Annotated in this window: 19 protein-coding genes; 14 read left to right on the forward strand and 5 right to left on the reverse strand. The window is 46.5% G+C overall.

Annotated features, from left to right (window positions below; all coding sequences use genetic code 11):
• The first annotated feature begins 154 nt into the window (after window positions 1-154).
• On the forward strand, window positions 155-457 hold the full coding sequence (locus tag ACM1ND_RS10680) for a HesB/YadR/YfhF family protein (RefSeq protein WP_013309976.1): 303 nt from the start codon (window positions 155-157) through the stop codon (window positions 455-457).
• A gap of 133 nt (window positions 458-590) precedes the next feature.
• Here the strand turns inward: ACM1ND_RS10680 and ACM1ND_RS10685 are convergent, their stop codons facing one another.
• From ACM1ND_RS10685 to ACM1ND_RS10695, 3 genes are all read right to left on the reverse strand, one after another.
• Window positions 591-1,103, reverse strand: a complete 513-nt coding sequence (locus ACM1ND_RS10685) for a hypothetical protein (RefSeq protein ID WP_023988256.1) — start codon at window positions 1,101-1,103, stop codon at window positions 591-593.
• Between the two features lie 115 nt (window positions 1,104-1,218).
• Window positions 1,219-1,662: a DUF441 domain-containing protein gene (locus ACM1ND_RS10690; protein ID WP_013309978.1), complete on the reverse strand. Its 444-nt coding sequence runs from the start codon at window positions 1,660-1,662 to the stop codon at window positions 1,219-1,221.
• A gap of 22 nt (window positions 1,663-1,684) precedes the next feature.
• Window positions 1,685-2,656 (reverse strand): YpdA family putative bacillithiol disulfide reductase, encoded by a 972-nt coding sequence (locus ACM1ND_RS10695; RefSeq protein ID WP_076292678.1) that lies wholly within the window; start codon window positions 2,654-2,656, stop codon window positions 1,685-1,687.
• Window positions 2,657-2,951: 295 nt separating this feature from the next.
• On the opposite strand from ACM1ND_RS10695, the gene ACM1ND_RS10700 reads away from it, so the two are divergent.
• From ACM1ND_RS10700 to ACM1ND_RS10710, 3 genes are all read left to right on the forward strand, one after another.
• A complete protein-coding gene (locus ACM1ND_RS10700; RefSeq protein ID WP_023988258.1) occupies window positions 2,952-3,548 on the forward strand; it encodes a metalloregulator ArsR/SmtB family transcription factor in 597 nt (198 codons plus the stop codon).
• A gap of 484 nt (window positions 3,549-4,032) precedes the next feature.
• On the forward strand, window positions 4,033-5,130 hold the full coding sequence (rsgA, locus tag ACM1ND_RS10705; protein WP_160790132.1) for a ribosome small subunit-dependent GTPase A: 1,098 nt from the start codon (window positions 4,033-4,035) through the stop codon (window positions 5,128-5,130).
• A gap of 82 nt (window positions 5,131-5,212) precedes the next feature.
• The gene (locus ACM1ND_RS10710) at window positions 5,213-5,551 is read left to right on the forward strand and encodes a L,D-transpeptidase (RefSeq protein WP_023988260.1); all 339 of its coding nucleotides are present in this window, start codon (window positions 5,213-5,215) and stop codon (window positions 5,549-5,551) included.
• Window positions 5,552-5,669: 118 nt separating this feature from the next.
• On the opposite strand, the gene ACM1ND_RS10715 is transcribed toward ACM1ND_RS10710, so the two are convergent.
• Window positions 5,670-6,689 (reverse strand): flagellar motor protein MotB, encoded by a 1,020-nt coding sequence (locus tag ACM1ND_RS10715; RefSeq protein WP_256715587.1) that lies wholly within the window; start codon window positions 6,687-6,689, stop codon window positions 5,670-5,672.
• 216 nt (window positions 6,690-6,905) lie between these two features.
• Here ACM1ND_RS10715 and ACM1ND_RS10720 point away from each other — a divergent pair, with 216 nt between their 5' ends.
• Window positions 6,906-7,055: a hypothetical protein gene (locus tag ACM1ND_RS10720; RefSeq protein ID WP_023988262.1), complete on the forward strand. Its 150-nt coding sequence runs from the start codon at window positions 6,906-6,908 to the stop codon at window positions 7,053-7,055.
• A 128-nt stretch (window positions 7,056-7,183) separates the two neighbouring features.
• Here ACM1ND_RS10720 and ACM1ND_RS10725 read toward each other — a convergent pair whose 3' ends face one another.
• Window positions 7,184-7,423 (reverse strand): hypothetical protein, encoded by a 240-nt coding sequence (locus ACM1ND_RS10725; protein WP_013370782.1) that lies wholly within the window; start codon window positions 7,421-7,423, stop codon window positions 7,184-7,186.
• A gap of 390 nt (window positions 7,424-7,813) precedes the next feature.
• Between ACM1ND_RS10725 and ACM1ND_RS10730 the strand changes: the two genes are divergently transcribed.
• The 9 genes from ACM1ND_RS10730 (at window position 7,814) to ACM1ND_RS10770 (ending at window position 19,129) form a co-directional block, all read left to right on the forward strand.
• Complete coding sequence (locus tag ACM1ND_RS10730) at window positions 7,814-8,134, forward strand: hypothetical protein (protein ID WP_023988263.1); 321 nt, start codon at window positions 7,814-7,816, stop codon at window positions 8,132-8,134.
• Between the two features lie 67 nt (window positions 8,135-8,201).
• The gene (gene essC, locus ACM1ND_RS10735) at window positions 8,202-12,197 is read left to right on the forward strand and encodes a type VII secretion protein EssC (protein ID WP_076156854.1); all 3,996 of its coding nucleotides are present in this window, start codon (window positions 8,202-8,204) and stop codon (window positions 12,195-12,197) included.
• 16 nt (window positions 12,198-12,213) lie between these two features.
• Complete coding sequence (locus ACM1ND_RS10740; RefSeq protein WP_068940682.1) at window positions 12,214-13,056, forward strand: hypothetical protein; 843 nt, start codon at window positions 12,214-12,216, stop codon at window positions 13,054-13,056.
• A 5-nt stretch (window positions 13,057-13,061) separates the two neighbouring features.
• Window positions 13,062-13,598, forward strand: coding sequence for a WXG100 family type VII secretion target (locus ACM1ND_RS10745; protein ID WP_069080956.1), 537 nt, complete (start codon window positions 13,062-13,064; stop codon window positions 13,596-13,598).
• 248 nt (window positions 13,599-13,846) lie between these two features.
• Window positions 13,847-14,122 carry a WXG100 family type VII secretion target gene (locus ACM1ND_RS10750; protein ID WP_013309990.1) on the forward strand — a complete coding sequence of 92 codons (276 nt, stop codon included), beginning with the start codon at window positions 13,847-13,849 and terminating at the stop codon, window positions 14,120-14,122.
• Window positions 14,123-14,322: 200 nt separating this feature from the next.
• Window positions 14,323-16,368 carry a hypothetical protein gene (locus ACM1ND_RS10755; RefSeq protein WP_418027661.1) on the forward strand — a complete coding sequence of 682 codons (2,046 nt, stop codon included), beginning with the start codon at window positions 14,323-14,325 and terminating at the stop codon, window positions 16,366-16,368.
• Between the two features lie 84 nt (window positions 16,369-16,452).
• Window positions 16,453-17,205 (forward strand): vWA domain-containing protein, encoded by a 753-nt coding sequence (locus tag ACM1ND_RS10760; RefSeq protein WP_013309992.1) that lies wholly within the window; start codon window positions 16,453-16,455, stop codon window positions 17,203-17,205.
• A gap of 12 nt (window positions 17,206-17,217) precedes the next feature.
• On the forward strand, window positions 17,218-18,054 hold the full coding sequence (locus ACM1ND_RS10765; protein ID WP_023988268.1) for a hypothetical protein: 837 nt from the start codon (window positions 17,218-17,220) through the stop codon (window positions 18,052-18,054).
• 265 nt (window positions 18,055-18,319) lie between these two features.
• A complete protein-coding gene (locus tag ACM1ND_RS10770; RefSeq protein WP_023988269.1) occupies window positions 18,320-19,129 on the forward strand; it encodes an SDR family oxidoreductase in 810 nt (269 codons plus the stop codon).
• Window positions 19,130-19,575: the final 446 nt, after the last annotated feature.

The following is a 19,575-nucleotide window of genomic DNA, read 5'->3' on the forward strand; positions in this document are numbered from 1 at the left end:
TTAACACCCTTTTTTGCGAATTGTCAAACCTTTTTCAAAAAAATGTATATGACTTGTCCAAGAATCTCGCTAGGTTGGGACGGTTGGTGGTCATTCTAAAAGATGCTATGATATAGTTGGCAGACGTCATTGTACAAGGAGATGAGCATAACGTATGAGCATACAGGTAACTGAACCTGCGGCACAGTGGTACATTAAGGAGCTTAGTTTGAATCGTGGAGATTCGATCCGTTTTTTTGTTCGCTATAGCTCTGGCGGCGGGTTGCATCCAGGCTTTTCTCTGGGAATTGCCGTAGAGCCTCCGCAGCACCCCGTATTACAGCATGAAGCGGCTGGCATTACGTTTTATATGGAGGACCAGGATTACTGGTATCTGAAGGGCCATCATCTGGAAGTTAAGTATTTGGAGGAACATGATGACATTATTTACACCTATGTTGAGGATGGACAAGCTTAGCGCTCTACTGTCAATCATAGCGTGCAAATAGTTGTTCTTGGACAAGAAAAGCGGTGGAGTATCGTGTTACAGGAGATGAACCTGTACATGATGCTCCGCCGCTTTTTTGTGGTTAAGGCGGGTATGTCGTATGTTAAGGGTTGTTAAGTATCGGGCCATCGAGTGCAAAATCAAAATCATCAATGTCGTACACATGTACAGGTACGGAAGCTTCGATAATGCGGTGGATCCAGTCCAATTGATCCGTCAGAATAGGTAATGATTCACGTTGAGCTGTCAACACTAGTTCAGTCTCAATTGGATCAAAATATTCTCCGTAATGCGCAGTATCAACAGCATTAATGATAATGAGTGATGTATTGGCATCGAATAGAATAGGCAAGCTCTTGGCCCAAGGCATCTGAAGGGCACGCCGAATTTTTTTCTGATTCAACGGTTCCTCAAAATAACTGATCAACTCGCTTACCTTCCGCTTCACATGTTGATCGTCCATAGGATTATCCATGAGCGGCTCTGTGCTATCCTGGAATTCGTATAGCTCTAGCAGTGATGTGTAAGGCACTATATATTCCACAGGGGCGGGAGATGTAAGTAGTTGGCCGTATATAGCCACCATTACAGCTTCCGTTACAAATTGTCGAGACATCGGTCAAGCCTCCTGCATTTACCAAATTATGCGATATGAGTATACCACAAAGCGGGACTGAATTCAGCCCGACATGCAGATTGCTATCATTTATTCCTATATTTGTTGTACGAATTTAGCTGCGGCCGATTAACAAGGAAAGCAATCCGGCAGCAATCAGAGGTCCAACAGGAACTCCTTTAAAGAAGGCAACGCCAATGACGGTCCCGATCAGTAAACCTGTCACAATAATGGGCTGTCCAGACATCAAAGTTACTCCGCGGCCGCCAAGATAGGCTACCAGAATTCCGATACCAATCGCGAGCAGTGATTTCCAGTGCAGGAAAGACTCCATCACCTGATTGATACTGATTTTACCGCTGGCTAGCGGGGTCATGACCCCAATCGTCAAAATAATAATTCCGATCGTAAGGCCATACCTTTCAAGCCAGGGGAAAGCAGAATGAAAGCTGGTTACCCGCAGCAGCAGTAATACAACCATGGCAATAGTCACGGTAGAGTTGCCACTAACAATCCCAAGACCAGCCAATACCAGTAAGATAAGTGAGCTGTAATCCATACAGATGTTCTCCTTCGTTTATTTAGCTTTGGATATGTTCGGCGATTTGTCGCCCGTGCCAGCGGCCTGTTTCAATAAACACCTCATTGGCATTGCTGCCTGAAGCGATGACCCCGGCGACATATATACCTGGGATGTTCGTTTCCATCGTGGCAGGATTAAATTCTGGTTTGTCCAGATCCTCAGCCATGTGGACGCCAACAGACTCCAGCAGTTTTCGCTCCGGGTGAAATCCAGTCAGTGCCAGTACAAAATCATTTTCGAGCCGGAATGCTTCAGTGTCCAGCGGAGTGACTACGACATGGTCTGGATGAATTTCGGTAATACGTGCGCCTAAGTGCAGCGTGATCTTCCCTTTTTGTACCATACTGTCAAACAGTGGACGAACCCACGGCTTGATGTATTGGGACAACTCGCTTCGACGATATACCATATCAATCGTAGCTCCGACCCGCACCAATTCCATTGCAGCATCTACCGCAGAGTTACTGCCACCGATGACTGCGACCCGGGTTCCTGTATAGGGATGGGCTTCGCTGAAATAGTGCGTGACTTTATCCAATTGTTCCCCGGGAATGCCCAAATAGTTCGGATGATCAAAATATCCTGTAGCCACAACGACATAGCGTGACGAATACGCTTTGGTTATTTCCCCTTTGCTCAGGGTATGTACGGTAAATGTACCGTCATCCTGGCGATGAATGGACTGGGCCTCCTCATAATGCTGAATGTTCAAGTTATAATGAGTGGCTACCTTACGATAGTACGCCAGTGCTTCATGACGAAAAGGTTTATCATTAGGGGTGCTGAATGGAACATCACCGATTTCCAGTAGTTCGGCGGTGCTAAAAAACTGCATGTTGGTCGGATACAGAAAAATGGAGTGAACGATGTTGCTTTTTTCAATAATGACAGTTTGCAAACCTCTGCGGCTGCATTCGATTGCAGCGGATAGTCCGCAGGGTCCGCCACCGATAATGATTACGTCGTACATTTGGATGAACCTCCAGTTGTATTGGTTTATTACGCCTGTTTTGTAGGGTTAACATTATTTTGACGATTAAAAACGGATCTCAGGATTGAAGCAAATAGCTCAGTATGTGAGAAGTTTTCAAATAATAATCCTACCGCAATGCGAACACAATATCCAGCCGTTTTCAGAAAGTGATGATGGAAGGTGAAGATTGACAGCTACTTTTAGTAAACATATAATTAGATATATATCTATTTTATGTGATTGAATTCGCTTGCATAGCAAGTATGTACTAGTGAAAAGAGGTGCAATAACGATGCAACTGGATAAAATGGTCAATTATCATAAAGCACTCGCTGATCCAACGCGTATGCGAATATTACTTCTTTTGTCCCGTGGGGAGATGCATGGTCAAGCTTTGGCGAAAAAGCTGAATTTGTCCCAGCCGACTGTTACACATCATGCTTCCAAACTCCGTGAGGCTGGGCTGATTAAGGAACGACGTGATAAAAACATGGTGTATTTTACACTGAATCCAGAGCTGATCCGGCAGCATGCCGAGGCGACGGTGCGATTTATTTTCGAAAAAGGAGAGGGGGAGGAAGAGATGTCAGAGTTGAATGAAACGCTGGAGGCGTCGGTCTTACGCAATTTTTTTTCCAAGGACGGCAAGTTGCGCCAAATCCCTGCGCAGTATAAGAAAAAATTAATCGTCCTTCAGATGCTGGCAGAAAAGCTGGAGCCAGGCCGCATGTATCCTGAACGTGAATTAAACGAGTGGATCAAGCAATACCATGAGGATTTTGCAACGATTCGGCGTGAGCTGATTATGCATCAGTTTATGTACAGGGAACGGGAAATGTACGAATTGAACCCGCGTGAGATGTGGACGCGCTGGGATCAAGTACACTAAACGAAACTTGACAAAGATTTCAAAAAAGTTTCGTGGGCAGCCTTGACAGACAATTGATGGACTTGTATGATAAAGGAAATTTTAGGAGGAGGCGATGTTATATGCGTACGAACATGAATGGATGGGTTCAGCAGCAGAATGACTTGTCTCCCGCACGGACGATGCACGGTTAAAGACTGTATAGATCTATAGTCTTGGCTTAGCAGTTGGTTGGCAGTAGAACCAACGAAATCCGCAGGGAGTGATTCCCTGCGGATTTTTTATGGTTAGGCATCTTGTTATCCAGTTGCTGGTTCTGGGGAGTGGTCTGTGAAGACTGCTTGCTTAAGTGAACGAACGGATCACATCGGCCTGAATCGTATACCCTCCGCAGGGAAACCCCTGCGGATTTTTTGCGTTGTTTGCATGCGGGGAGAAAAATGTATACCTATCGATCGAATAACACTACGATCAAAAAAATAATAATGATTTCAGGAGGAAAACAATGAGTATACATGAATACGGTTGGTCTGATTACTGGAACGGTTTTTGGGACCAATGGAAGCAAAGTTTTGAGGAACGCGTAGGAAATACACAGGTACGTCCTGCCCGCTTGATTGCCGATTATGGACAAAAGGTGAAGCTTATCACAATGGATGGAGAACGCTGGGGAGCGGCTTCAGGTAAGCTACGACATGCTATTGTCGATCCGGCGGAAATGCCTGCCGTAGGGGACTGGCTAGCAATCACTACGCCAGATGAAGTGTCGGATGCAGTCATCCATGCCGTCTTGCCACGGAAAAGTCGAATATCTAGACAGGCCGCGGGCTTTGAGACGAAGGAACAGCTGATCGCTACCAATGTGGATACGTTGTTCCTTGTTAATGCGTTGAATCATGATTTTAATATGCGCAGACTGGAACGGTATTTAATTATGGCTTGGAACAGCGGGGTAAACCCAGTTGTCGTTTTGAGTAAGAGTGATCTTTGTGAAGATGTCGAACAACGGGTTGCTGAAGCGGAGGGAGTTGCCCCTGGTGTACCTGTTATCGTTATTTCTGCTTTGCAGAACGAAGGCAGAGAGCAACTGGAGGCGTTTCTTCAACCTGGCTGTACAGTTGCTTTGACAGGCTCTTCCGGTAGTGGAAAATCCACGATAGTAAACTGGCTCTCCGGATCTGAAGTTCAACTGACACAGGATGTGAGGGAGGAAGACAGTCGAGGCAGGCACACCACCACTCACCGACAGCTTTTTCCCATCGCAAAGCAAGCCGTTTTGCTGGATACACCTGGTATGCGCGAATTAAATCTGTGGGATGATTCCATGGGTGTCGCTCATACCTTTACGGATATTATGGAAACGGCGCAGCAGTGCCGTTTTGCAGATTGCAAGCATAAGGGCGAAGCTGGATGTGCAGTGGAGGAAGCTATAGAGAGAGGGAAATTGTCGGAATCCAGAGTGAACAATTATCGCAAAATGCAGCGGGAACTGGAATATCAGGCGCGTAAGGAGGCAGACCGGCGCAGGAAAGATAGCCGTTCAAGCACAACCCCGGGTCGTAGGGATCAGCGAAGCGGCTGGCGACGTGATGTGGAGTGGTAAGCCGAACTGCAGTGAAGCATCAAATGTAAAAATATAAGAAAATCTATGTTGTAGTCGGCATATGGTATAAAGGGGTGAATATATGCCGAACTACAGCATTGTGGTGGATTTATCGGATCGTCGTTTATATTTGAAAGATGGAGATCAGATTGTTCTTAGTTATCCAGTCGGTATTGGCAAGCTGGCTACACAGACACCGCATGGGCAATTTACGATTATTAACAAACAGCCCAATCCCGGCGGCCCTTTCGGAGCGTTCTGGATGGGGCTGTCCAAGCCGCATTATGGCATTCACGGCACCAATGAGCCATGGTCCATTGGCAAGATGGTGTCACATGGCTGCATTCGAATGCAGAATAAGGATGTGCTTGAGCTTCAGGAAAAGGTAAGTATAGGCACGCCAGTCACGATACAGCCGTAGCGGCTAGACGACACTAGATTCTGTATCTACTCAGACGTGGATACCGCGTCATAGGCTGTATCTGTGAAGCGTATTTCATGGCGAACGGCCGTAACTTTAAGTTAGATGCTGTGTTTAGTTACGATTTGGGTTGGATAGGGATACGGGCTTCAATTTGTTTGGAGCCCTCTTTGTCGTCTGCGGATTTGACTAACGGTCCCGAAAGACGTTCTCCTTGTGTACCATACGCCTGTTTGGCGTTGGTCCACATATCTTCGTTTGGTTCGAAACTTATGACTATGGTGTAACGGTTGGCAAGGCTCGGCTTTTTGACCCTCATGCTGAAGGAGCCGTCAGGCATAACTTTGGTTTGATCATCGTAGCCAAACTGCCATCGTCCCGGAAAATCAATCGTGAGTTTGACGTCCGACCCTTCCAGCAAATTGCTGCGCGCATATACATGATAATAGTTACCTTCTTGCTTCACATCAGGCTTAATCCACACTTGAGGACTACCGTAGTCCTTAGGTTTGTTCCAGACGGGCTTAACTAAAGGGGTATTGCGTTCTTGTTCAGGATCAAATTCAGCCCCAATCCGAACTTCATGCAGAAGCTGTTTGTTTTCTTCGTATTGATATACATAAGGACCTTCCAACTTGTTGCCACCGCTGCCATACAGCTTTCGTATTTCATTGTCTTGGTCATCCGGACGGAACAGAACAGTCAGATCCATACTGCCCTGTATTCCAGGGCGTTGCACTCGGAGTACAAAACTTCCGTCCTTTTGAATAGTGGTCTCATCCGTGTACCCAGTTAACAGGGAGTTTTTGACCGCAAGATTCCCTTTGATCCGTGCTCCGGCTGGGAGGTTGGAATGTCCTGTAACTTTCACGGTATTTTTATCAATGCTAACGCCACCTGATATTTCGACATAGCTGCTGCCTTGCTGATGAACAGGTGTATGATTGGCAGCTCGTTCATCAAGGGATGATGCGCCTTGGTTGGGATTACCCGTTACGGTGTAGGCACGTGCTTCAGCTTCATGTTGGGCCATACTCCGGGTTGAAGCTTTTTCCCTGCTGCATGCAGCCAGCATCGTTAGGATTAAGAATGCACATAAAAGGTTCCAGCCTATTTTAGTAATCATGTGTTTACTCATGGTTTCTGCTCGCTCCTTGTCCATAGCTTCCAGGCTTAACGTGATAAAATTTTCGAAACTTTATGTATTTACCCTAATTAAAGGGTATGTAATCCAGCCTGCTTTATCCTATAAGGAACGTACCTGTTTAAACAACGTACAGAATGGTTAAAAATGGATAGCCTGATCATCCCCTTGAAAAGCAGGGGCAGCTTGCTGTAAAGGAGCCTGAGTCATATGTCCATTGACCGTTTTATCTTAAAAAAGCTGGACAACTGCCGGGAAGAGCATACACGCGCTAATTTACTAGAACTGTTTAGAATACGGATTGAGAAGGCGCAGAATAAGGAACGAGGCGGTAAAAAAGGTTATCGCAGAATACTTTAAATAGAGTCTGATCAAATGCATAAGCTGCGGTAAGTCACATGTATCATGTTTCAAAGCTGCTGATATGGAGAGGGTGCTGAAATGCCCCTCTCTTTTTTGTGTTTAATGTGGACAAAAAAAAGTCCCTCTTAATAGAGGGACAATGCCAATGAATCATTTTCACTAACGCTATGCAGGATGGCTTCACAACCGACAATCTCTATACTGATCAAAGAGTTAAGACATTTTTGAAGGGCACGCTTGCCGCTGGAGATTTTATTCTCCAAAGTGTTACTTAGAAGTTTTAAAGTTTTTTGTACCGGTTGCTTATTTTCTTGATTGAAGTATACGGGAATACGTTTGTTTTGAAATGTAATTAATGTTCTCACAAAAATCACCTCGCCTGAGTTATTTCATGGCTTTATTGTAGTGCCCGTTTCTTAAAATTACCTTAAAAACACCTTATAAAAACATAAAGGTCTGAAAAATTTACAAAGTGTTCACAACAATCTAGGGAACAATCGAATTTAGTTCTAACTAATCGACAAAATGACGTATATAGCCGTATTAACAAACGATTAAATACATATTATTGATACCAATGACTCTACTAATGTGAGAGAATATGACTAAAGTCGCTTTTTTATTTTTAGAGTGGGTATTTTGTAACAAATTGACAGTCTAATAGTCGGATGCTACAGTTACGATAGCCATATTTCCGTTGAAATAGGCTTTTTGCGTGAACTTTGCCATATATTAAGGATCGGGAGGGATGACAGATGATCCTGACCGTGCTTTCAGGACGACAGGAAACAGAGTGGTTTGACATCGAGGTAGCTGATGAATACTCGGTGGAACATTTAAAGCTGATGCTGGGTGTGCGCATTTTCGGCGAGCCTCCGGCGGAAGGCATGCAATATATTATGGAAGCAAAGTTCCCGGAAGGGCTTTGGTTCAGGGTGGGGGATAACCAGCTACTCACAGGATCAGGCTTGCGTGAAGGCTGTACTGTGCGTATTCAGCGCGCTTTTTCGACAACTCAGGACGAAGCGCCTGTGTATGGAAGGCGTTCTCTGTTTCAAAGTGAAAAAAATGGGTAAATACACACATGAAATTATATGAAACCTTGGTAAAATGAAATAGTAAGCGAAAAGGGGGACTTTTGTCTTGAATGCATTATACCAGCGATCCCCGAGATTAAGGCCGGCGCTCCGAGAGGAGAAGCTGGAGATTTTACGGCCTCCGGCTGAGCCGAGCAAGCCGTCTTTTTCTATTATATCTATACTTATTCCGTTAATGATGACGTTGGTGACTATAGGCTTTTACGTATATATGAGCAAAACAGGCAAGATGGGTAACAGTAACTATTTGATGTTCCAGATGGTCACCGTGGTCATGATGCTTACATCTTATACGATTCCTTTTTTCGTCTATTTAAATAATAAGAAGGAATACAAGCGCAATCTGGAGGAACGGGACCGGATGTACCGGGAACAGCTTCAAAAGCATCGTGAAGAACTTGAAATGAAACGCGAGGAGCAAATTCGCACACTATATGAAATTCATGGTGACCCGCAAATATGCACTCAAATCGTCAAAAACCGCAACAGTTCACTTTGGGAACGATCACCGGAGGATGAGGACTTTTTGCAGGTGCGTATTGGGACTGGGCAAGTTCCCTTTCATATTAAATTGCAAATCCCACGTCCAGATGGTTATGACCGAGATCCTTTGTTGGGAGCTGCGGATGAACTGGAAGAGGAATTTCGTCTGGTAGACGCTGCTTCCATTGCATTACCGCTGTTTCAATCCAAAGTGGTTGGATTGGTTGGCGACCGGGAGCATACCCTTGCTGCGTTAAGAGTCATTTTGGCACAGGTGACGGTTCGTCACTCGCCAGATGAAGTGAAAATTGCTTCCTTCTATGACGAGCGAGAGGAAAGTGAATGGACTTGGATGCGCTGGCTCCCACATGTGTGGGATGATGACCGCATCCAGAGAATGATGTCAGACCGCAGTAGCAGTGCACATCAATTAGCTGATTTTCTGTTTGCCAGACTGAACCGTCGTAAAAATAATCGCAATGATCGCCAGGGCAAAGGAATGGAAGTCCCGTGTTATATCGTTGTTTTATCTGACACCCAGCTGATTGAGGAAGAACCGTTGCTGCCGTTGTTACTGGAGGACGGTCGAGCCATTGATGCGTGTACGATTGTGCTGGCTTCTCGTAAAGAGGCTTTGCCGATGCAGTGTCAGCTGATTGTGGAGGCTTCCAAAGAGCAGGGCGTATATGCCCGCAAATCAGAATCGGCGGAGGTTGAACAGCAAAGTTTTAAACCGGATCGTTTGTCAAAAGAGGAAGCCGATGCATTGGCGAGGTACATGGCTCCTATTCGCTTGAAGCGTTCCTCTGCTTCTGACATTCCCGCTGTGCTACCTCTGTTTGATATGATGAGCGTAGCGAGTGTGGAAGAACTGGACGTGGCAGATCGGTGGCGACGTAACCGCCATCCCGATACCTTACCTGTGCCGATGGGCGTGCGAGCAGGCGGTAAGAGGATTATGATTAACCTGCATGATAAGATAGAGCGTCAAGGACATGGTCCCCATGGCTTGATCGCCGGTACAACGGGTTCAGGGAAGAGTGAGGTTATCCAGTCCATCGTGGCCTCGCTTGCTGCCGAGTTTCATCCGCATGATCTTGCTTTTATGCTGATCGATTACAAGGGTGGAGGCATGTCCAACACGTTCGTTAACTTGCCGCATGTTGTGGGTACGATTACGAACTTGGACAATAATTTGATTGAACGCGCCAAAATATCTCTTAAAGCAGAACTGGTTCGTCGACAGAAGATATTGAACGATGCAGGCAATTTACAGCATATTGATGAATATTACAGACTACTCCGGCAGCGGCAGGAACAACCGCTGCCTCATCTGGTTATTATTATTGATGAATTTGCACAATTAAAGCGGGATCAGCCAGAGTTTATGGACGAGCTAATCAGTATTGCCGCGATTGGGCGGACACTAGGTGTCCATTTGATTTTGGCGACGCAAAAGCCCGCAGGTGTCGTAGATGATAAGATCTGGAGTAACTCCAGGTTCCGCATCTGCTTACGGGTGCAAAGCGAAGGTGATAGCCGTGACATGTTGAAAATACCGAATGCCGCGTGGATTACGAAGCCGGGACGAGGATATTTCCAGGTCGGTAGCGACGAGGTGTTTGAAGAGATGCAGTTTGCTTGGAGCGGTGCGCCGTATATAGGCAACAGCGATATTTCTTCTGCACTACCTGTACATGAAGTGAGACTGAACGGGAAACGTGAAGCGCTACTGACGGGCGGCGAACGGGCAAGCTCAGGCTTAAAAGGAGAAGAAGCCCCTAAACAGCTTCAAGTATTTATTGATTATATTGCGAATGAGGCTGCTAAGGCAGGGATCGAACGACTTCAGGGACCGTGGCTTCCACCGCTGCCTGAATTGCTGGATTTAACAAATCTGTCGGTATGCACCGAAATAGATAGTACATCATCACCTTTGGAGCTGAAGGCTCTTATTGGTCTGGTGGATGATTTGCCGAATCAGCGGCAGGAGCCAATTTATGCATCGCTGGATCATGGTCATTGGGCTGTGTATGGCATGCCGGGCATGGGAAAAACGACCTTTTTGCATACATTGCTGATGTCCACGGCTCAGCGTTTTGCAGCGAATCATTGGAACGGGTATATCATTGATATGGGTCGAACGATGCGCGACTTTGGGGAACTTCCCCAAATCGGGGCTGTTATGATGGCTGAGGAGGATGACCGGATCAAGCGATTGTTCCGTTATCTGTTCAAGATGGTGGCCGTACGCAAGGAAATGCTTTCCGAGGCTGGTGTCAAAACAATAAGCTCTTATCGACGTTCTGCTGTTGAGGATATTCCGCAAATTGTCGTAGTTATTGATGGATATCTTAATTTCCGTAATGCTTATCCAGATGAAAATGAACTGCTGGAATCTCTTTTGCGAGAAGGAGGCAGTCTAGGTATTACGTTTATCATTACAGCGAACCGGATTACCGATGTGTTTGAGAAATTCCGCAGTAACATACCGAATGCTGTTTCTTTTGAAATGTCCGACCCGAGTGACTATTACTATGCGGTAGGACGACCAGCCAAAACGCCAGGACCGTTAATTCCAGGCCGCGCTCTGGTTAAAGGGCATGTTCCTCCGCTGGAGTTCCAGACGGCATTGCCTTCACCAGGAGAAGATGAGGCGGAGCGATCAGCACGGTTACGCCGCAATATTGCTGGCATTGTGCAGGAATGGAAAGGCAAGCACGCACCAGCCATCCTCCCATTACCTGAGCGGATTCCACTGTCGGAACTGCTTCAGCAGTGGGATCGAACAAGTGGACCATCGGGTGCACTTCCTTATGAAGTACCTGTAGGTCTACAGAGTGACGATCTTGAGCCTTTTCTCCTGAATCTGAAAGAAGGGCCCAATTTTATAGTGGGTAGTCCAATGGAGGGTGGAAAAACCTCTTTTCTAATGAGCTGGATTATATCGCTTGCTTATTACACATCACCCGATCAATTGGAAGTCTATACGATCGATACACGCTATGGAGGCGGAGGACTATCTAGATTACGGCATCTTCCTCATGTTAAGGCTGCTGCCGAAAGCGAGGAAGAAATGGGACCTCTGGTACAGAAAGTGTATGATATCGTTCAACAGCGGAACAAGGAGGGGAATGATCCCGAATTGCTCCTGGTCATTGATGATGCGGATATGTTAAGTAAGCAACTGAACGATTTTATGATAAAGGATCAGCTCTCCGCCATTGTACGGTTGGGACGTGATCGCAATGTGCATGTCGTGCTATCGGGTGTGCCATCTGATTTCCCTACCTTTGGTGTGGACTGGTTTAATGATGTCAAGGCAAGCCAAAGCGGTATGCTATTTGGAACACTAGATTCGAATGATCTATCGTTCTTTCGTATCCCTTATTCGGAGGCGAACGCCGCTGCTGGTGGCCTAAAAGTCCTGCCACCTGGGCAGGGATACTACGTACGGCGCAAATTTACCAGGATAAAAGCGGCAATTCCCTTCTCAGAGCAAGTGAGCTGTGAGGATTGGATAACGAAAATTCGTGACCGATGGCATGTTGTAGTTTGAAGGGAGGTGGCTCATAATGTTAACGTTTCAAGCTTCCAAGCAGAAGTTAATAACCCTCAAGGCGAAGGAACTGTTTTTTCTGGCAGGCGTACTGGGTTCTGACAGACTGCTTGGGGTGGAAGATCCGTTTAAGGGCTATCTAGCAGAGGAGTTGGCGGAAGAGTGGGAGCAGGTAAAAGCTACTCTTTTGGAAAAGGGGTATCTAAAGCGGGTAGATAAGGGCAAAGAGCTAGCAATGCCTCCTACCGTTTTTTCAAGAGTCGCTATCGCGGGATTATCCAACAGGGCTTGCCGTATACGCTATGTGCGGGGAGGTAAGCGGTTTGAAGGCTATCTCCATTGCACGAACGAGCGTGTAGTGGAACTCGTGAAATCCGCTGATGAACCCGATGAGTATCGACTGTACGATCTGGGAAATGTGGAAAAGGCTTGCGAGACATTGATTGATAAAATGGGTTGGGTAGATCGACTTGTGCCTGAATCCCCCGCACTTATGTTCTCCAAGCAGGCATTTAATAAAATTTACGAGCAATCGGCAGGAGAAAGTGTGTCTCTGATCAGCAGTAAACTGACCGAGGCTAGCGGAGATGCAGAGGGGGCTGCAAGACTGGCTCAGTCTTTGAGTTCTCGTGTAGCCGAAGGAGAACTGCAATTGCTGGTATGGAACGGCAGGGAGTGGGAATCACAACGGGCAGCCTTTGTCCTGTGTCCTGCAATGAACTGGATATTTCGGATGAGCTCAAGTGGTAACGGAGACTGGCTGATTGCAGCTATGGCTTCAAGGGATCAGTTTGTGGATTTATTATTAAATTGGTTGAAACAGTCGGCAGTGAATGAAGAAGTGACAGAAGAAGGGTGATGGATATGCGCATTCGAGTTGAACCGGATGTGCTTCGGGGGCTTAGCGGGCAGCTACAGCATGCGGCGGAGCAAATTCAACAGTTAACAGCAGGTTTGGAGCAGGCGTTACAATCGCTGGATTGGGATGTATCTGCACGCGAGGCGATCTTGAATCATTGGATGCAGGCCAAGCGGATGTCAGAACAGATTCATGCTTACCTCCATACATCAGGTACACAACTGAACCGAAAGGCAGAGCAGTTTCAGTCTGTTGATCACAACTATCAAACGATTCTGTCATTTGCCAGCCAACCATTGGGACGACCCGTCACAATGCTCGATTGGTCGAATCAGCAATCACCGTCTATTCTGCCTGGGCAAGCTTCGGAAACAGGCAGTCTGATTTCAAACCCGCAGTCTGTCGTACATGCCATTGCTGGTGTACAGTCTTCGGATGTAGAAACGTTGCATCAGGATATTCTGATGCAGGCGTCTTCTAGCAGTCCGCAGGATTGGTATTTTACTGATCCGTCTACAGCAAGAGATCAGCCTGTCGCTTAGTTGGGATCGCGTTCCGGGACAATCTGGATCGACTGCAAAATTCACTTGATTCGTTTCACAATTCCCGACTTTATGGGACTTATTAGGTGGTTGTTTTGTTAATATTATACTGTTAGATGCTGTTTTATAGTTAAAAAGTGGGATTGTTACAATTAGGTCCTTTGCCTTTTGTAGGGAATTAAATAGCCATAGTACAATTTGAACTAGATAAAACAAAAACATTTTTATCATCAAGGAGGACGCAAAAAATGGCAGGACGCATTTTAATTACCCCAGAACAGGTTGATCAGGTGGCTAACCAATTTAAACAAAGTGGTGAGCAAAGCCAACAGATCGTTTCCAGTTTGACACAGTCCATCTCAGGTATGGAAGGTCAATGGGAAGGTATGACTAAACAACGCTTCTTCCAAGAGTTTCAGGAAGCTAGCAAACAAATGCAAGCTTTCGTAACGACTTTGAACAGCATCAGCCAAGAATTGACAGCTATCGCTAACAAATTCCGTACGGTTGACCAAACGAAATAAGTTGCCTTGCCTGATAGGCATTAACTTGTCATATACCACTCTATAAGAAGCAATATGTGAGCCATTCCTCACGGTTTGGCACAGGATGTTCAGGAAAAACCGGGCGATCTTCGGATACCCGGTTTTCTTGCCATCCATAGATGTATATAATAAGGTGAGGAAAACTAGCATACTGAATGATGTAAGGAGAGGGATGTTTCATGTCTTTTCAACCGAATCCGGGAGACGAATTGATCATAAACGGCACAGCTTATGTGGTTGGACGACATCCCGCTGCACCCGGTTTAGCCTATGCTCAAGCAGGGCGGCAGGGAATTGTATACCAACTGAATGCCAAAAACGGAGCACCGCATGAGGCAAAAGCCCTTAAAGTGTTTTTTCCGAAGTTCCGCATCCCGGCTATGGTTTATCAATCTGAGCATATGGAAGCATACGGGGATATTCCCGGTTTGCAGGTATGCAAGCGTGATGTGCTCACTCCAGAAAGAAACGGAAGTCTGATCGCCGAGCAGCCTGATTTGCTGTATGCGGTGCTGATGCCATGGGTTCACGGTATGACATGGTTCGATTGTCTCACAGATCAGCGTCAGCTTGAGGCTTCCGATAGTCTGGCTTTAGCCAGAGCATTGGCAGGGATCGGTTCAGCTATGGAGCAAAAAGGATTGGCGCACTGTGATTTATCGGCGCCGAATGTGATGCTTCCGTTTTTTTCTGAAGTGGAACTGCCTCAAGGCACGTCAGCTGTGGAATTGGTGGACGTGGAACAAATGTATAGTACTAAAATGGATCGTCCAGACGCTCTATTGGCAGGTTCGCCAGGGTATGCCGCCCATCGTACCGTCCACAGCGGTTTATGGAGTGCGTATGCAGACCGTTTTGCAGGGGCAATTATTATAGGAGAAATGCTAGGCTGGTCTGACCGTGTTGTAGTCGACAAAGCGTGGGGCGAAAGTTATTTTGATCAGCATGAAATGCAGACGCCTTGCGAACGTTATTTTATTTTACGAAAATCACTTGAATCCCGTTGGGGCAGCAAGGTGGTAGAATTGTTCAGCCGCGCCTGGGATAGTCAGGATTTAAGCAGTTGCCCTACTTTTGGCGAATGGTTGGTTGTACTTAATGCAGTTACTGAGCAGGAAATTCCAGTTGAGGCTATAGAACCGGAGCCTGCTGCGACAGAAACAATAGAATCGGCAGCGGTGAGTGGCCTTTCCAGTGAAGCTGCATCTTCTTTGTCAGCACCTGCACCGCTCAAGACTGAACAGGCTGCACTGCTAAATCAGGCTGCCCTGGAGCAGGGAGAGCGTGGGGTAACGGACAAGCTGTTCCGACAGGCACGTGATTTGGAGCAGCAGAACAAACCTGCTGCAGCGCTGGAAGTATACCGGTCGTTGTATCATTTTGTAGAAGACGGCAGTCCTCTGCATGTGGAGGTGTCGGCTGCGATCACAGGGCTAGAGGAGCAGTTGAATCCCAAGACGCCGGAGCAACCTGAAAAATCAAAAGCCTGGTATCGCTCCAAAGCGTTTATCATGACAACTGCGGCCGCAGTCGTTCTGTTGGCAGCTGGAATCCCAGCCGTGAATATTCTTGCAGATCAGTCCAATCAGCGGCAAATCGAGGCGGCCAAGCAGGAAGAGGCAGCGAAGGCTGCAAAGGCGGCCGAGGAAAAGCTGGCAGCCGAGCAGGAAGCCGCTCAAAAATTGCTGACGGAGAAACAACGCCAGGAAGCGGAACAGCAGGCCAAACAGCAGGTACTTGCCGCTCAAAAGCAACAGGAAGAGCAGAAGAGACAGCAAGCCCTTATCGATCAACAGGTTAAATATGAAGCTTATCTCGCCCAAAAGGAACAAAATAAGCAGGCGGCTGCCAAGTTGGCGAAGCAAAAAATGTATGATCAACAGGCAAAGTATGAAAAATACTTGGCTTTGAAAAAGGAGCAGGAAGCCCGTGCCGCCCAGGAAGAGACAGCTCGTAAGGCAGCAGCCGAGGCGGAACAAAAGCTAAAAGAGTCCATGCATGCACGAAACAAGGAGAACGTTCTTCAGCTTATTTCCCTATACAACAAGGCGTATGCCTCTCAGGAAGGTGGAAGCGCTGCGAAGGCAAAGAGCTTTGCGAAGCGTTTTAGAACACTATATGATAGTAATCCTTCTTATTATCGTTCGGTAGGCGAAGTGGGATATCGGGCTTCCTCGATCTATAATTTTTTAGGCGATACGAATTTTAGACTGCCTAAAATTTAATATTTCATATGTTTATATATGGACGGAATGATAGCTACAAAACAGATGAAGATAGAAGGTAACTGAGGGGAGCATGTACAAACCATGAATTATACAATACAGGCTTCACAACGCACTCCCGCCCTGATCATTTACCTGATTGACATCAGCGCGTCGATGAACATGCTGATGGAGGGGCGGCGGCGTATTGACGTTGTATATGAAGCTATATCGTTGGCGATCCGGCAGATGGTTTTCCGATCAACCAAAGGAAATCGGCTGACAGCACGCTATCGGATTGCGATTTTAGCTTATAGTGACGACGTGTATGACCTGCTGAATGGTGTCAAGGGAATTGATGAAATCGCGGCCATTGGTTCGTTGCCCGATTTGACACCCAAACGATTTTCAGATTCAGCAAAAGCCTTCCTGCAAGCTGAGCGTATTTTGCAGGCAGAATTACCAGGGATGCAGGACTGTCCTGCACCTTTGGTCTGTCATATGACAGATGGGGTTTCCACAGGCGATGATCCGGAACCGATTGCGAAGCGCATTATGAGCATGAGTGTACCGGACGGTAATGTACTGGTGGAGAATATATTTTTATCCGACAGGTTGCTGGAAACGCCTATTCAGGACCCCCGTCGCTGGAAAGGTCTGACGCATAATACGCCGTTGCAGGATGAACATGCAGTGAAATTGCGTGATATGTCTTCTGTACTGCCTGAAAGTTATCGGGAAATGCTGTTTGAAGCAGATTATCAGTTAGGTGAAGGAGCCATTATGATGCTGCCCGGAACCTGTGCGGAACTGGTGTCCATTGGGTTCCAAATGTCGGCTGCAACGCCTGTACGGTAAGGAGGTAAAAGCATGAATCCACTGCTGTCCCTGCTCCCCGCGAGCAAAAAAAAGGGAATGAATGCAAGGCTGACTCAGCAATTTGCTTACATAAGCTCTCAGACAGGCGATCAGCCTTTATCATCTCATCACAGTCGTTTTATGTGTCGTTATGGCTATGGAAGATCTGCCGAATCTGCCAGTATGGGGGAAAGCGGACAGGATTTCGCCGCAGTACGTATTCATAAATCCGTCTGTTGTTTTGTCTTGTGTGATGGTGTCGGGCTCAGTTACCGAGGAGATTTTGCAGCCCGCTATCTGGGTTCCTCTTTACTGGATTGGATGGAACGGGGACAAGATCTGTCTGCTGATCAGTTGAGGGGGTATCTTGAACGTTTGGCAGGTACAGCGGCAGAGGAACTGGATCGGCAGCCTTTGGATCATGAATCAGGCTTAATGCGCTCGGTATTGGAAGATAAACGTCGTCAGGGAAGCCAGTCCATGTATATTTGCGGTAAAATCGAACTGCCGAAGCGTGGTAGCCGTGGCCGTCTCCGACTTGCCTGGCAAGGGGATTCACGTTTGCGACTATGGAACGGTGCCGAGGAAATTAGCGAGCTGTTCGATCATACTTTTTCTACAGCGGAGCGCTGGTCAACAAGTCGTGGGCCGATTGGTGGGAAGCCTCATTGGTACGAAAGAAGTATACCCGCAGATATGCCGATGAGATTACAGGTGTATACGGACGGTTTATCCGATTTGGACCCCATTCGCGAGCCTGTCCCTGATGAGCAGATACAGGTATTATTGGACGCATCCCATACCGGGGGACTTGATGATGATGCTGCATTTATTGAGCTTCAGTGGTAAATGAATAAGCAAAAGGACGTATGCATCCATATCCATGGTTGTATAACGTCCTTTTTTTGATGAATACATAGAAAAATACGATTCGTTAAGATATTTATAGAATGTAACGAGGAGGAGAAGGAAATACGCGCTAATGCGCGTAATATTCGTCCTTTTCTCAAATATCGCAAAGGAATAGCAAAAAATGCGCAAAAATGGTGATTATAAAGTATATCCTTTTGGGTAATCTTGTGATTATACAGATTACTGAAAGGGAGCGATACATATGAGCTACACATATGCAGGAGGCGCACGCTTTGAAGGCAAAACGGCTCTGATCACGGGGGCTGGTTCTGGCATTGGCAAGGCAACGGCCATTCAAATGGCTAGAGAAGGAGCGAATGTCGCTCTTTTTGACGTAAGTAATGAGCGCATTTTGGAGACGGAAAGAGAAATTAATGCCATACGTGAAGGATCAGCTCGGGCATTTGACGTGGACATTGCTGATCCGGTGCGTGTGGAAAAAGCAGTTCTGGAAGCGGTTGAATTATTTGGCGGTCTGCATATCATTTTTGCTAATGCCGGGATTAACGGGGTCGTCGGACCGATCGAGGATCTGAGCATTGAGGATTGGCGGCAAACATTGTCCACGAATCTGGATGGTACCTTCCTGACGGTGAAGTATACAATACCACATTTGAAAAAGAACGGTGGCGGCAGCATTATTATTACCAGCTCCATTAATGGAAATCAGCGCTTTACCAGCTTTGGAATGTCAGCCTACAGCACATCAAAGGCAGGTCAAACCGGTTTTGCTAAAATGGCTGCGCTGGAGCTGGCTAAGTTCCGTATTCGTGTGAATGTCATCTATCCGGGTGCCATTTCGACGAATATTGATGAAACCACGGAGAAATCGGAAGGGTTAAAGCAAATTACCATCCCCGTCAAGTTTCCCGAAGGAGGGCAACCGTTGGCTGATGGGCCGGGTCAACCCGAGCAGGTAGCTGATTTGGTAACATTTTTGGCCTCAGATCATTCGCGTCACATTACTGGTGCACAAATTGTAATTGATGGGGCAGAGTCGTTATTGTTTTAGAAAATAGAGCATGCTCTGGGACGGAGAAATGTTTTGTGGTATCCTGAGTGTATTGTCTTGGTTACGGTGCGAATGTGAAGCTCACATAAAAACCCCGGGTCCTTCGCACCTCGAAATTTGTCGAAATGGATTCGGATTAGCTTTCTTCGTTAGAAGTCAATAGTGGATTCAAGCTTTTTTGGCATCGTTTTTTTCGAAAATGCATGGAATTGATATCATTAGGGTATGAATTCCTTCATTTTCGCTGTCGCACTCTATATGAGTGCGTGGATTGAAATTGACTTATCATCTTCATCCAATCCGTTCATGAACTGGTCGCACTCTATATGAGTGCGTGGATTGAAATATCTGTGAGAAAGATAGGAGCTTTGAAATGAGACGTCGCACTCTATATGAGTGCGTGGATTGAAATGTTTCGACACTGGAATTACACAAGGGCAACAGTC

Source organism: Paenibacillus sp. JJ1722 (assembly GCF_048282685.1).
Classification (GTDB): Bacteria; Bacillota; Bacilli; order Paenibacillales; family Paenibacillaceae; genus Paenibacillus; species Paenibacillus polymyxa_B.

What these genes read in the sequence shown, in the direction of transcription:
- ACM1ND_RS10680 (WP_013309976.1), top strand. Translation starts at nt 155, where the DNA reads ATGAGCATACAGGTAACTGAACCTGCGGCACAGTGGTACATTAAGGAG.
- ACM1ND_RS10685 (WP_023988256.1), bottom strand. Translation starts at nt 1,103, where the DNA reads ATGTCTCGACAATTTGTAACGGAAGCTGTAATGGTGGCTATATACGGC.
- ACM1ND_RS10690 (WP_013309978.1), bottom strand. Translation starts at nt 1,662, where the DNA reads ATGGATTACAGCTCACTTATCTTACTGGTATTGGCTGGTCTTGGGATT.
- ACM1ND_RS10695 (WP_076292678.1), bottom strand. Translation starts at nt 2,656, where the DNA reads ATGTACGACGTAATCATTATCGGTGGCGGACCCTGCGGACTATCCGCT.
- ACM1ND_RS10700 (WP_023988258.1), top strand. Translation starts at nt 2,952, where the DNA reads ATGCAACTGGATAAAATGGTCAATTATCATAAAGCACTCGCTGATCCA.
- rsgA (WP_160790132.1), top strand. Translation starts at nt 4,033, where the DNA reads ATGAGTATACATGAATACGGTTGGTCTGATTACTGGAACGGTTTTTGG.
- ACM1ND_RS10710 (WP_023988260.1), top strand. Translation starts at nt 5,213, where the DNA reads ATGCCGAACTACAGCATTGTGGTGGATTTATCGGATCGTCGTTTATAT.
- ACM1ND_RS10715 (WP_256715587.1), bottom strand. Translation starts at nt 6,689, where the DNA reads ATGAGTAAACACATGATTACTAAAATAGGCTGGAACCTTTTATGTGCA.
- ACM1ND_RS10720 (WP_023988262.1), top strand. Translation starts at nt 6,906, where the DNA reads ATGTCCATTGACCGTTTTATCTTAAAAAAGCTGGACAACTGCCGGGAA.
- ACM1ND_RS10730 (WP_023988263.1), top strand. Translation starts at nt 7,814, where the DNA reads ATGATCCTGACCGTGCTTTCAGGACGACAGGAAACAGAGTGGTTTGAC.
- ACM1ND_RS10740 (WP_068940682.1), top strand. Translation starts at nt 12,214, where the DNA reads ATGTTAACGTTTCAAGCTTCCAAGCAGAAGTTAATAACCCTCAAGGCG.
- ACM1ND_RS10745 (WP_069080956.1), top strand. Translation starts at nt 13,062, where the DNA reads ATGCGCATTCGAGTTGAACCGGATGTGCTTCGGGGGCTTAGCGGGCAG.
- ACM1ND_RS10750 (WP_013309990.1), top strand. Translation starts at nt 13,847, where the DNA reads ATGGCAGGACGCATTTTAATTACCCCAGAACAGGTTGATCAGGTGGCT.
- ACM1ND_RS10755 (WP_418027661.1), top strand. Translation starts at nt 14,323, where the DNA reads ATGTCTTTTCAACCGAATCCGGGAGACGAATTGATCATAAACGGCACA.
- ACM1ND_RS10760 (WP_013309992.1), top strand. Translation starts at nt 16,453, where the DNA reads ATGAATTATACAATACAGGCTTCACAACGCACTCCCGCCCTGATCATT.
- ACM1ND_RS10765 (WP_023988268.1), top strand. Translation starts at nt 17,218, where the DNA reads ATGAATCCACTGCTGTCCCTGCTCCCCGCGAGCAAAAAAAAGGGAATG.
- ACM1ND_RS10770 (WP_023988269.1), top strand. Translation starts at nt 18,320, where the DNA reads ATGAGCTACACATATGCAGGAGGCGCACGCTTTGAAGGCAAAACGGCT.